General features: G+C 64.9%; 11 protein-coding genes. 5 read left to right on the top strand and 6 right to left on the bottom strand.

What is annotated here, in order from left to right; genetic code table 11:
- The first annotated feature begins 70 nt into the window (after positions 1-70).
- On the top strand, positions 71-1,120 hold the full coding sequence (locus FXV83_RS14125; protein ID WP_148739867.1) for a hydroxyacid dehydrogenase: 1,050 nt from the start codon (positions 71-73) through the stop codon (positions 1,118-1,120).
- A gap of 156 nt (positions 1,121-1,276) precedes the next feature.
- Complete coding sequence (locus FXV83_RS42650) at positions 1,277-1,489, top strand: hypothetical protein (RefSeq protein ID WP_187435889.1); 213 nt, start codon at positions 1,277-1,279, stop codon at positions 1,487-1,489.
- A 3-nt stretch (positions 1,490-1,492) separates the two neighbouring features.
- Here the strand turns inward: FXV83_RS42650 and FXV83_RS14115 are convergent, their stop codons facing one another.
- The 6 genes from FXV83_RS14115 to FXV83_RS14090 form a co-directional block, all read right to left on the bottom strand.
- The gene (locus tag FXV83_RS14115) at positions 1,493-2,071 is read right to left on the bottom strand and encodes a GNAT family N-acetyltransferase (protein WP_187435888.1); all 579 of its coding nucleotides are present in this window, start codon (positions 2,069-2,071) and stop codon (positions 1,493-1,495) included.
- Positions 2,072-2,077: 6 nt separating this feature from the next.
- Positions 2,078-4,435, bottom strand: a complete 2,358-nt coding sequence (locus FXV83_RS14110; RefSeq protein ID WP_148739864.1) for an Orn/Lys/Arg family decarboxylase — start codon at positions 4,433-4,435, stop codon at positions 2,078-2,080.
- Positions 4,436-4,536: 101 nt separating this feature from the next.
- Positions 4,537-6,741: a xanthine dehydrogenase family protein molybdopterin-binding subunit gene (locus tag FXV83_RS14105; protein WP_148739862.1), complete on the bottom strand. Its 2,205-nt coding sequence runs from the start codon at positions 6,739-6,741 to the stop codon at positions 4,537-4,539.
- 7 nt (positions 6,742-6,748) lie between these two features.
- Positions 6,749-7,765, bottom strand: coding sequence for an FAD binding domain-containing protein (locus FXV83_RS14100; RefSeq protein WP_148739860.1), 1,017 nt, complete (start codon positions 7,763-7,765; stop codon positions 6,749-6,751).
- A complete protein-coding gene (locus FXV83_RS14095) occupies positions 7,762-8,253 on the bottom strand; it encodes a (2Fe-2S)-binding protein (RefSeq protein ID WP_148739857.1) in 492 nt (163 codons plus the stop codon). The genes FXV83_RS14100 and FXV83_RS14095 overlap by 4 nt, the downstream gene beginning before the upstream one ends.
- 157 nt (positions 8,254-8,410) lie before the next feature.
- Positions 8,411-8,890, bottom strand: a complete 480-nt coding sequence (locus FXV83_RS14090; RefSeq protein ID WP_187435887.1) for an Lrp/AsnC family transcriptional regulator — start codon at positions 8,888-8,890, stop codon at positions 8,411-8,413.
- A gap of 142 nt (positions 8,891-9,032) precedes the next feature.
- Between FXV83_RS14090 and ald the strand changes: the two genes are divergently transcribed.
- The 3 genes from ald to FXV83_RS14075 all read left to right on the top strand — a co-directional run bounded on the left by ald (position 9,033) and on the right by FXV83_RS14075 (position 11,853).
- Entirely contained in the window at positions 9,033-10,148 is a 1,116-nt protein-coding gene (ald, locus tag FXV83_RS14085; protein ID WP_148739853.1) for an alanine dehydrogenase, read from the top strand.
- 298 nt (positions 10,149-10,446) lie between these two features.
- Positions 10,447-10,665: a hypothetical protein gene (locus FXV83_RS14080; protein ID WP_148739852.1), complete on the top strand. Its 219-nt coding sequence runs from the start codon at positions 10,447-10,449 to the stop codon at positions 10,663-10,665.
- A gap of 129 nt (positions 10,666-10,794) precedes the next feature.
- Positions 10,795-11,853 (top strand): YeiH family protein, encoded by a 1,059-nt coding sequence (locus FXV83_RS14075; RefSeq protein WP_148739851.1) that lies wholly within the window; start codon positions 10,795-10,797, stop codon positions 11,851-11,853.
- Positions 11,854-11,978: the final 125 nt, after the last annotated feature.

The raw sequence follows: 11,978 nt of genomic DNA, 5'->3' as shown, positions 1-11,978 counted from the left end.
GGAGTGACGCATGGAGGGGGCGCGACGCGCTGGCCCTGCGGATCTCCTCGAGAGAGCCGGAAGGGTCCTGATGTCCGTCAACAGCAAGCGCGTCTTCTACGTCAAATATCTGGCCAATCCGATCTACATCGACATCCTGAAGGCGCGGCCCGATCTCCGGCTCGACCGCATCGAGAACGAGAGCCTCGAAGACTTCTATCTGCCGATCATCGAAGCGGCCCATGTCTACCAGATCGGCGCTGCCCGCGACGAGCTCGCGCCGCATTTCCATGTCGATGCCGCCTTCCTGAAGCGCACGCCGAACCTGCTGCTCGTCTCCAGCAATGGCGCGGGCTTCGATCCCGTCGACGTCGCGGCTTGCACGGATGCGGGCGTGCTGGTCGTCAACCAGTCCGGAGGGAATGCCCATTCGGTCGCCGAGCACGCGCTGGCGATGATGCTGACGCTGTCCAAGCGCATCATCCAGTCCGACCGCCGCCTGCGCCGCGAGCGCGGCGTCAACCGCAACGAGCTGGTCGGCAACGAGGTCGAGGGCAAGACCGTCGGCATCGTCGGGCTCGGCAATGTCGGTCGGCGCATCGCTGCGCTGTGCAAGGGCCTGCTCGGCATGACGGTGCTGGCCTATGACCCGTACCTCACGGCCGAGGTCATGGCGAATCGGGGCGGGGAGAAGGTCGAGCTCGACGAGCTCTTGCGTCGCGCGGATTTCGTCTCGATCTCATGTCCGCTCGACAAGGGCAGCCGCGGCATGATCGGCGTGCGCGAATTTGCACTGATGCAGCCGCATGCCTATTTTATCACCACGGCGCGCGGCTTCATCCATGACGAGGACGCGTTGCTCCAGGCGTTGCGCGACAAGCGCATCGCCGGCGCCGGCCTCGACGTCTGGTCCAAGGAGCCGCCGCCGCCGGAACATCCGCTGCTCCAGCTCGACAACGTGCTGGCAAGCCCGCACACCGCGGGCGTGACCATTGAGGCGCGCCGGAACATGGGCCGGATCGCCGCCGAACAGGTGTTGGACACGCTCGACGGCAAGCGCCCGCCGCGCATCATCAATCCCGAGGTCTGGCCGCGATATGCCGAGCGTTTCAAGCAGGCGTTCGGCGTGATGCCGGGGTAGGGACGCTGTCCAATGGCTTCTCAGCTCGCGCTCCGCGCGCCCCGGAATGACGCGGGCTGGAACCGCTGCTTCCCTGATTTTGATCCGCGTCAAAATCCCTCTCCCGCATTGAGGCTAAACAGGATTAGAGTGCCGCCGGGGAGAGCAGGAGGTCCCATGTCAACTTATGTCGTCAGGTTCATGAAGGACGTGCTCGGCGAGTACGGCCGGCAGATCGAGGTGTGCCAGGGCACGCTCGAGATCGACGCCTCCGATGAGGATGAAGCCAAGGAGCGGGCAAAGGCCAGGTTCTGCAAGGACCAGGCGTTGCATCACTGGTCGCTGCACGCCGACCGCATCCAGATAAGAGCGGCCGATTTTCCGTCCTGAAGCCTATCGGCCGGGAGTCGTTGCCGGCGGCGGCGCGGTTGCGCCGGTGCCGAGCGAGCGCTGCATCATGACGGTGTCGGACCAGCGGCCGTGGCGATAGGCGACGCCGCACAACAGGCCGGCGCGCGCGAAGCCGAACTTCTCGTGTAGCGCCAGCGAGGGCGCGTTGTCGGCATCGATATATCCGATCATCTGGCGGAAGCCGGCCGCAGCGCAGTTGTCGATCAACTCCTGCAGCAACAGCCGTCCGACACCGTGGCCGAGATAGTCGTGGTGCACATAGATCGAGTGCTTGGCCGTGTAGCGATAGGCGGGGCGCTTGCGGAACAACACCGCGTAGGCATAGCCCACCACCTCGCCGCGAAAAGTCGCGACCAGGTGCGGCAGGCGGGTCTGCTTCAGGTTCTTGCGCCGGTCGCGCAAATCGTCAGGCTCCGGCGCGCCGGTTCCCTCGACGTCTCGGGGCACCCCGCTGCGGACGTGATGGCGGTAGATCGCCAGCATCGCCTCGATATCGGCTTCGCGTGAGGGCCGGACCAGGACCGGCTCGTCATCCGCGCGCATTGCGGCTGTTTCGTTCATCAGCACCTACTCGGCAACGACATAGGTATAGAGCCCGATGCGGCCGTTGGCATCGACCTCCTTGTAGACGCCCTGGATTTCGACGTCGAAGCCCGGAAAAATATTGAAGCAGGCCTCGAACATCTTGAGGTAATCGACCATGGGCTTTGCCCGTTCCGTCAGCCGCTCGCCGGGCACAATGGTGGCGATGCCGGGCGGATAGACCACGAAAGGCGTGGTGGCGATGCGGCCCGCGATCGCCTCGATCGGCAAATAGTCGACGTCGTTGCGGAACAGGAAGCGCGCGGCATCGCGCGGCGACATCCCGATTTCCGGCATGTGCTCGGGCATGAACTGCCGCGACTGGAGCGCGCTGACGTCGGCGGCGCGGAAGAAGCGGTGCATCTCGCCGCAGAGATCGCGCAGCCGCATGCCGGCATACCGCGCCTGCCGCCGCTGGTAAAATTCCGGAATTGCGTCCGCCAGAAGCGCATTGTCGTCATGCAGCTTCTTGAAGGCGACGAGGCCCGAGATCAGCGTGCCGGCCTTGCTCGCCTCGACGCCCGGCGTGAGCAGGAAGAGCAGGGAGTTGAGGTCATTCTTTTCGGGAACGATGCGGTTCTCGCGCAGATATTGCGCGACGACCGGCGCGGGAATGCCGTGCTCGGCATAGGCGCCGGTGACGCGGTCGAAGCCGGGGGTGAGCAGCGTCAGCTTGTTCGGATCGGTCATGGCAAAGCCCTCGCTGAGGCCAGGGAAGCCATGCCAGGTGCTGTCGGGCGAGAGCTGCCACAGAGCGGGATTGGTGGCGAGCTCGTCGGTGGAGAGCGTCTCCCAGGCAACGTTGTGCGCAGCGCCCGGGCGGCTGACGTCGGGAATGGCGACACGATCGGGAACGAAGGGTTCGAAGAACCAGCGCCGATCGGGATTCTGCTCCTTCTCCTCGAACTCCCGGCGCATGGCGCGGATCTTCTTGCGCAGCTCGATGCCGAGCCGGATCGTATCGTCCCACAAAACCTCGCCGGAGCGGCCCTTCATCATTTGCGCTCCGACGTCGAGCGAGGCGAACAGCGGATAGAACGGCGAGGTCGAAGCGTGCTGCATGAAACTCTCGTTGAAGCGGCGGTGCTCGACGCGGCGTTTCTGGCCGCGGATATGGCGGTCCTTGATGTGGATCTGCGAGGCCTGCGAAAAGCTCGCGAGCTGCTTGTGCGTCGATTGCGTCGCGATGATGCCGGGCGCTTCGGCGGGAAGGTTCGCCAGCCCCATGGCGAAGCGGCCGGCATAGAGCGGGTGGAATTTCATGAAGCCGGCCCAGGCCTCGTCGAACAGGATGTACTCGCAGAGATGGCCGATGCGCTTCAAAATCATTTCGGCGCTGTGGATCGTGCCGTCATAGGTGCATTGCTCGACGACGGCGACGCGGAACGGCCGCTCCTTGCGCCAGGCGTCGCGATCCTCGACCAGCGGATGGTTGCGGATCGCCTCGCGTAAGGCTTTCTCCTCGAGCGCGTCCCAGCGCATCGGGCCAATCAGGCCCCAGGCGTTGCGGATAGTCGGCACGTAGACCGGGACGCCGCCATTGATCATCAGCGCGCCGTGATGGGCGGCCTTGTGGTTGTTGCGGTCGAACAGCACGAGGTCGCCGTCGGTGACAAGCGCGCCGAGCGCGATCTTGTTCGAGGTGGAGGTGCCGTTGAGCACGAAATAGGTCTTCTCCGCGCCAAAGATCGCGGCGGCTTCCTTCTGCGCCTTCAGCGCCGGGCCCTCGTGGGTGAGGAGGTCGCCGAGATCGAGCACGGAATTGTCGAGGTCGTCGCGGAACACGGACTCGCCGAGATGCTCGACGAAGACGCGGCCGATCGGGCTGCGATTGTAGAATACGCCGCCATTGTGGCCCGGACAGGTCCAGAGCTGGTTGCCTTCCTCGGCGTAGTCGACCAGCGCGCCGAAGAATGGCGTCTTCAGCGTCTCGGCATATTGCTTCAGCCGGCTGATCAGGTTCTTGGCGATGAAGGTCGGCGTTTCCTCAGACAGGAAGACATAGCCGTCGATGAAATCGAGCACCTCGACCGGCAGATCCTCGAAACGTTTGCGCCGGATCAGCAGAATGATCGGGAAGTCGAGTCCGCGGCGGCGCATCAGGTTGATCAGCGACGAGGTCTTGCCCTCCAGGCCCTTCTTGCCCCAGTCCACCACCATGCAGCCGATCGCGGCATCGGTCTGCACCGCCATCTCGGCATCCTCCAGCTTGCGGGCCCGGACCACCTCGAAGCCGGAGCGCTGAATCTCCTCGATGATCTGGTTGAACCGGACCCCTTCGAGGTCGTCGGCGTCGAACACAGGTGCGGCGAACAGGAAGTTGAAGCGCTTGAAATAGTCCATGTCATGTCCCGAATGTGCGAGAGAAACAGCTCTCGGCACATTCGATGACAATCAGATGACAGCGGATCGGGCCTGTCGGATGCGGTCCGGATGACCGGCGCTCAGCCAAGCAGCTTGTCCAGCGTGATCGGGAACCGGCGGATGCGCTTGCCGGTGGCGTGGTAGACGGCGTTCGCGATCGCCGCGGGGACGCCGACGATGCCGATCTCGCCGAGCCCCTTGACGCCCAATTTGTTGATGTGCGCGTCCGGCTCGTCGACGAAGATCACGTCGATGTCGTGAACATCGGCATTCACGGGGATGTGGTACTCCGCGATGTTCGCGTTCATGATCCGGCCGAAGCGGTGGTCCATCACCGTCTCCTCGTGCAGGGCCATGCCGATTCCCCAGACCACGCCGCCCATGATCTGGCTGCGGCCGGTCTTAGTGTTGAGGATCCGCCCGGCGGCGACGGCGCTCACGATCCGGGTGACGCGGATGACGCCGAGCTGCTCATCGATCTTCACCTCGGCGAACACCGCCGAATGGGTGTTGCGCGCGTGCTTCTTGTCTTCGTCGAAGTGGTTGAGTTTTTCTTTCGCAATGCGTTCGATATTGCCATGGCGCATCGCGTCGGCGATCGAGACTGCGCGGCTGTGGTCGCTGATCCCTGCAATGTTGCCGTCGATCAGGACCGTATCGGCCAACTCGGCGTTGGCGAGCGGCGAGCCAGGCATTTTCCCGGCCAGGCTCAGCAGCTCCTTGCGCACCTCCTCAGCCGCTGCAAGCACGGCATGTGCGCTTGAGGCGGCCATCCAGGAGCCGCCTTCGACCGGCGCCTGCGGCAGGGTGGAGTCGGCGAGCCTGACGCTGATGTTCTCGATTGGCAGGCCGAGCGCATCGGCGGCAACCTGCGCCACGACGGTGTAGGTGCCGGTGCCGATATCGGATGCGGCACAAGACACCTCGGCATGGCCGTTCGACGTCAGCGCGATACGGACTGCGACCGGCATCTGGAGGGCTTCCCAAACGCCTGTCGCCATGCCCCAGCCGACCAGCTCATGGTTGTCGTGCATCGAACGCGGCGCGGGATTGCGCCGGCTCCAGCCGAAGGCCTCCGCGCCGCGGGCGTAGCATTCGCGCAGCTGCTTGCTGGTGTAGGGCAGGTTTTCGCTCTGGTCGCGATCCGAATAGCAGTTCAGCCGCAGTTCGATCGGGTCGAGCTTGAGCGCGACGGCGAGTTCGTCCATGGCGCATTCGAGCGCGCAGACGCCGGACGCGGCACCCGGTGCGCGCATGTCGCAGGGCGTGGCAACATCGAGGTGGACCAGCTTGTGGGAGAAACGGCTGTTCGGGCTCTTATAGAGCTGTTCGGCCCAGCCGGTGTCGTTGCGTGCAAAATCCTCGTAGCGCGAGGTGATGGCAATGGCCTCGTGCGTGACCGCGTCGAGGGTACCGTCGGATTTTGCGCCGAGCCCGACGCGCTCGATGGTCATCGGCCGGTAGCCGAGCCCATACATCTGCTGCCGCGTCAGCACGACGCGAACGGACCGCTTTAGCGCGAGCGCGGCGAGTGTTGCCAGCACCACCTGGTGTTGCGGCCGCAGGCCGGAGCCGAAAGCGCCGCCGACATAGGGCGAGACCACACGGATATCATCCGGCTTCTTGCCGAACACGGCGCAGAGAAATTTGTGGACGTTCTGGACGCCCTGCGTCTTGTCGTACACCGTGAGCTTGCCGCCGCCGTCCCAGACCGCCGTGGTCGCGAACAGCTCCATCGGGTTGTGATGCTCGGTCGGGATGACGTAGTCGGCCTCGTGGCGCACGGCCGCTCGAGCAAGGGCCGCTGCGGCGTTGCCCCGCGGCTTGAGCGGTTTGTCCATCTCGGCGGCGCTGCTGCGCTCGCCCTCGAGATCGGTGGCAAAGCTGCTCGGCTTATATTCGACCCGCACGAGCGTGGCCGCGAATTTAGCGGTTTCCCAGTCCTCCGCGACGACCAGCGCGATCGGCTGGCCGCTGAACTTGATCGTATCGTCATACAGCGGACGGAACGGCGAACCTTTCTCTGGCGCCACCTCGTCCTTCCAGGCCTCGTCGTTGCCCGCGAGCGGCGGGCGGTTCGCATGCGTCAGCACGTCGAGCACACCGTTCACCTTCAGCGCTGCGCTGGTGTCGAGGCGGGCAATGCGCCCGCGTGGAATGGTGGCTTCGACGATGAAGCCGTGGACGAGCCCGTCGGCGGGAAATTCGCCGGCGTATTTGGCGGCCCCGGTGACTTTGGCCCGGCCGTCGACGCGGGACGTTGGTGTTCCGACATAGGCGTTCATCGGTCCCTCACGCGATCTTCTTGTGAGACTGGGATTGCGGCGTGGCGTCCGCGGCCTGCGTCAGCGTGCGCACGATGGCGCGGCGCGCGAGCTCGATCTTGAAGCCGTTATGCGCACGGGCGGTCGCGCCCTGAAGCAGCAGATCCGCAGCGTGCGAGAAATGATCCGGCGTTGCCGCCTTGCCGCGCAACGCCGCTTCGGCTTCGAGGCTGCGCCAGGGCTTGTGAGCCACGCCGCCGAGCGCCAGGCGCGCTTCGCGGATGGCGTTGCCGTTCAGATCGAGCGCGGCCGCAACCGAGATCAAAGCAAAAGCATATGATAGCCGGTCGCGGATCTTCAGATAGCTGTAGTTCTGAGCAAAGCCGCGCGACGGCAGTTCGATGGCCGTAATGATCTCGCCGGCGCCAAGATTGGTGTCGACATGCGGCGCGTCGCCGGGAAGCCGATGGAAATCGGTCAGCGCGATGACGCGCTCGCCGGCGGGCCCGGCGATATGCACCAGGGCATTAAGGGCGGCCAGGGCTACACTCATGTCGGACGGGTTGGTCGCGATGCAGGAGGCGCTGGTCCCGAGGATCGCATGGTTGCGATTGAGGCCGTCGAGTGCCGAGCAGCCGCTGCCGGGATTCCGTTTGTTGCAGGGCGTCGCCGTGTCATAGAAATAGGCACAGCGCGTTCGCTGCATCAGATTGCCGCCGACGGAGGCCATGTTGCGCAATTGCGCCGAGGCGCCGGCCAGGATCGCGCTGGCGAGCAGGGGATAGCGCTGCTCGATCAGCGGATGGTAGGCGAGGTCCGAGTTGGGCACCAAGGCACCGATGCGCAGGCCGCCGTCGGCCGTCTCCTCGAACTTGCGCAGCGGCAGGCGGGAAATGTCGATGAGCCGGGACGGACGCTCGACATTCTCCTTCATCAGGTCGATCAGGTTGGTGCCGCCGGCGATGAGCCTGGCGCCGGGATTGGCGGCCAGCAGGCGGATGGCATCGGTGACGTCAGTGGCGCGGGAGTACTGAAAATTGTTCATGGCCGGCCCATTGCCTGCTGGATGGCGGCGACGATGTTCGGATAGGCGCCGCAGCGGCAGAGATTTCCGCTCATCAGCTCCCGGATCTCGCCGGCGTCTCGGGCATGGCCCTCGGCGAGCAAGCCGGCCGCCGAACAAATCTGGCCCGACGTGCAATAGCCGCACTGGAATGCGTCCTGGTCGATGAAGGCTTGCTGCAGCGGATGCAGCGTGCCGTCGCTGGCGAGGCCTTCGACAGTGGTGACTTCGGCGCCGTCCATCATGACCGCGAGCGTCAGGCAGGAATTGACGCGACGGCCGTCCACCAGCACAGTGCAGGCGCCGCACTGACCATGATCGCAGCCCTTCTTGGTGCCGGTTAGCGCGAGATGATCGCGCAACGCGTCCAGGAGCGTGGTCCAGGGTACGAGGTTGAGCGTGCGCCCGACGCCATTGACGACAAGATTGATCGGAATGCGTTCGGCGATCTGATGTGCGGCTTCGGCCATGTCGTTTTCCCTGCAAGGGGCTCGTGTTCCCTGCGATGGAGGCCGAGTCGGAGTCAGGCATGCTGACGCGAGGGCGCGTCGTCTCCGCTGACCAATAGCGCCCAACGGACGACCGGCGGCTTGGTTCCAGAGTCGGATTATCTCGCGGAGAAGCGGGTCAACGCTTCGCCTCCCCGAACACCACGGTCGGCACGGCGCGGTTGACGACCTCGCGCAGCGCGAAGCTCGATTGCACCCGCGCCACGCGCGGCAGGCGCGACAGTTCGGTGCGATGGATGCGCTCGAAATCCTGGATGTCGCGGGCAAGCACGATCAGGATGTAATCGTCGGTGCCCGACATCAGGAAGCAGCGCACCACGGACGGGCACTTGACCACCTCCGCCTCGAACGCCTTCAGCGCCTCGTCGCTCTGGCTCTCCAGCGCGATGCGCACCAGCACCGTTGTAGTAAGGCCGAACTGTGCCAGATCGAGCGCGGCCTGGTAGGCCTGGATATAACCGTCGTCCTCCAGCGCCTTCTGCCGCCGCGCCAGCGCCGTGCTCGACATCCCGACCTTGCTGGCAAGCTCGGTGTGGCTCGCCCGCGCATTGGCCGTGAGTTCCGCGAGGATGGCGAGATCTTTCCGGTCGAGGGCCAAGGTTTGGTTTCCAGCGTGAAAGGGCTCTGCCACGCCCGAAACCGGCGTGGGGATGCCGAACCTAGCGGATATTTGCACGAAACCAAACCGGCCACGTCGCTACGATCACGAGGAGAATCAGAGACCTTGGAAGGAGCTCAAGATGCGTGTCGGTGTGCCGAGGGAGATCAAGGTGCAGGAATATCGCGTCGGGCTCACGCCCGGGGCGGTTCGCGAATATGTCGCGGCCGGGCACCAGGTGACGGTCGAGACCGGCGCCGGCAGCGGCATCGGCGCCTCGGATGATGTCTATCGGCGGGCAGGGGCCACCATCGCCGACAGCGCTGTCGACGTCTTCGCCAAGTCCGACATGATCGTGAAAGTGAAAGAGCCGCAGAAAAGCGAGTGGGCCCAGCTTCGCGAAAACCAGATCCTGTTCACTTATCTTCACCTCGCGCCGGATCCCGAACAGGCCAAGGGCCTGCTCGCGTCCGGCTGCACCGCGATCGCCTATGAAACCGTCACCGACGCGGCCGGTCACCTCCCCCTGCTGGCGCCGATGAGCGAAGTCGCCGGCCGCCTTGCCATCGAGGCAGCCGGCGCCGCGCTCAGGCGTTCCGCCGGCGGCCGCGGCTTACTGCTCGGCGGCGTGCCCGGCGTGCAGCCAGCGCGCTTGGTCGTGCTTGGCGGCGGTGTGGTGGGAACGCAGGCCGCGCGCATGGCCGCAGGTCTGGGCGCGGAGGTCACGGTGATTGACCGTTCAATCCCCCGGCTGCGCGAGCTCGATGATCTCTTCACGGGGCGCGTCCGCACCCGCTTCTCGACCATCGAGTCGGTAGAGGAGGAGGTATTCGCGGCCGACGTCGTGATCGGCGCGGTGCTGGTGCCGGGCGCCAGCGCGCCAAAGCTCGTCACCCGCGAGATGTTGAAATCGATGCGGCGTGGCGCGGTGCTAGTCGACGTCGCGATCGACCAGGGCGGCTGCTTCGAGACCTCGCGTCCGACCACCCACACCGACCCAACTTACGAGGTCGACGGGGTCGTGCATTATTGCGTCGCCAACATGCCGGGCGCGGTGCCGGTGACGTCGAGCCAGGCGCTGAACAATGCGACGCTGCCGTTCGGATTGATGCTGGCGAACAAGGGATTTGCGGCGGTGCTGGAAAATCCTAACTTGCGCAACGGGCTCAACGTCCATCGCGGCCGCATCACCAACAAGGCGGTGGCGGAGAGCCTGGGCCTGGAGTTCGCGCCGGTCGGAGGCGGGCTGGCGGCGTAGACGCTATGTGGCGCTTGTTGGCGAGGAGCGCGTAGGAGTTCTTGTAGTCGGTGAGATGCGAACACGCGGCTTGGGCATGGCAACCCTCTAGCGATCTCACGGGGCTATCCGGCGGCGTTATCTGGCGTCGTAGCCGGCTCCTGGGCCGCCAAATCGCTCAAAAGAAGAAAACTATTGCCGCGGGCATCTCAGGCGGAAGGAGTTTTCTCTCCGGGGGGCAAAAACGCCAATCGCTTCCATTGCTGTTTGGGGCCGAAACGACGACATTTCCGGCACAGATTGATGGATTGGTCCTGTTATGGAACGCATTGGATTTGAGCCCTTCGGCGAGCGCCTGGTGTCCGCGACGGACACCCAGCCGCAGTCGCGCGCGTCAAAGCTCCTGCTGCGGGCCGGGACCGGCCTGTTCTGGTCGCTGGTGGCGGGGATCGTTCTGGCGCGTGCGGCCTTCTTTGAGCCGGGCGTCTATGACGGTTTCAGCCGCGTCGCCTCGCTCGCCAAGAGCCTGATCTTCTGAGGCCAGCCTAGTTTCTGTGGCGATCCGTCCGGGCTGAGGATAGAACTTCCCCTCGGCCCTGATATGTCGAAAACATATTCCCCAATCGAACCGCGCTGCGTATAAATCCTTCTCCTCCGGGAGAGATTTGTGTCGCAGAATCAAGCATCCAGTTCGGCCGAGGCCAAACCGACCACCGCCGCAAGCCGCATTGTTGCGCTGATTCCCGGCATTCTCCTCTGCATCGCCGTGGCCGGCGTTTCGGCCCTGTTGGAGCGGGCGGAGCTGGGCGTGTTCCAGCACCCCTATGTCGAGGCGCTGGTGATGGCGATTCTGCTCGGCATGGCGCTGCGTAGCTTCTGGAAGCCCGCGCCGCGCTGGCAGGCCGGCATCGCCTTCAGCGCCAAGCAGCTGCTCGAAGTCGCAGTGATGCTGCTGGGGGCCTCCATCAGCTTCGCCGCCATTGCGGCTTCCGGCGTCGCGCTGCTGGCGTCGATTGCGGCTGTGGTCGTGGTCGCGCTCAGTGTCAGCTTTGGCTTGAGCCGCATGCTCGGCCTCTCGACGCGGCTGTCGATCCTGATCGCCTGCGGCAACTCGATCTGCGGCAATTCGGCGATTGCAGCCGTAGCGCCGATCATCGGCGCCAACAACGACGAGATCGCATCCTCGATCTCCTTCACGGCGATCCTCGGCGTGATGATGGTACTGGGCCTGCCGCTCCTGATTCCGCTGCTGCAGCTGTCCGCCACACAATACGGCATTCTCGCCGGCCTCACCGTCTACGCCGTACCGCAGGTGCTGGCGGCGACGGTCCCGGCGGGCCTCGTCTCGACGCAGATCGGCACGCTGGTCAAGCTGATGCGCGTGTTGATGCTGGGGCCAGTCGTCGTCGGCCTCTCTCTCGCGGCCTCGCGCTGGCAGACCGGCGCCAAGAAGACCAATGTCGGCTTCTTCCGCTTAGTCCCGTGGTTCATCCTCGGCTTCCTCGCGCTCGCGACGTTGCGCTCGCTGGAGATCGTGCCCGGCACCGTGGTGGGACCGGTGACGAAGATCACGAGCTTTCTCACGGTGGTGTCGATGGCGGCGCTAGGCCTCGGCGTCGACGTCCGCGTGCTCGCCAATGTCGGCGGCCGCGTCACAGCCGCAGTGACACTGTCGCTGATGCTGCTGCTCGGCATCAGCATCGCGCTGGTGCATTGGTTTAAGTGAGGGACGGACAGTGCACCCTCTCCCCTTGTGGGAGAGGGTGGCTCGCCGCATGGCGGCGAGGCGGGTGAGGGGTTCTATCCGCGAATGAATCTCTTGCAGTGAATGCGCGGATAGAACCCCTCATC

Origin of the sequence: Bradyrhizobium hipponense (assembly GCF_008123965.1) — a bacterium.
GTDB classification, from domain to species: Bacteria; Pseudomonadota; Alphaproteobacteria; order Rhizobiales; family Xanthobacteraceae; genus Bradyrhizobium; species Bradyrhizobium hipponense.
Note: the sequence above shows the minus strand (reverse complement) of the source record. Positions and strands in the feature narration are given on the sequence as shown.

Coding starts and splice junctions, on each gene's coding strand:
- FXV83_RS14125 (WP_148739867.1), top strand. CDS start 71: ATGTCCGTCAACAGCAAGCGCGTCTTCTACGTCAAATATCTGGCCAAT.
- FXV83_RS42650 (WP_187435889.1), top strand. CDS start 1,277: ATGTCAACTTATGTCGTCAGGTTCATGAAGGACGTGCTCGGCGAGTAC.
- FXV83_RS14115 (WP_187435888.1), bottom strand. CDS start 2,071: ATGAACGAAACAGCCGCAATGCGCGCGGATGACGAGCCGGTCCTGGTC.
- FXV83_RS14110 (WP_148739864.1), bottom strand. CDS start 4,435: ATGGACTATTTCAAGCGCTTCAACTTCCTGTTCGCCGCACCTGTGTTC.
- FXV83_RS14105 (WP_148739862.1), bottom strand. CDS start 6,741: ATGAACGCCTATGTCGGAACACCAACGTCCCGCGTCGACGGCCGGGCC.
- FXV83_RS14100 (WP_148739860.1), bottom strand. CDS start 7,765: ATGAACAATTTTCAGTACTCCCGCGCCACTGACGTCACCGATGCCATC.
- FXV83_RS14095 (WP_148739857.1), bottom strand. CDS start 8,253: ATGGCCGAAGCCGCACATCAGATCGCCGAACGCATTCCGATCAATCTT.
- ald (WP_148739853.1), top strand. CDS start 9,033: ATGCGTGTCGGTGTGCCGAGGGAGATCAAGGTGCAGGAATATCGCGTC.
- FXV83_RS14080 (WP_148739852.1), top strand. CDS start 10,447: ATGGAACGCATTGGATTTGAGCCCTTCGGCGAGCGCCTGGTGTCCGCG.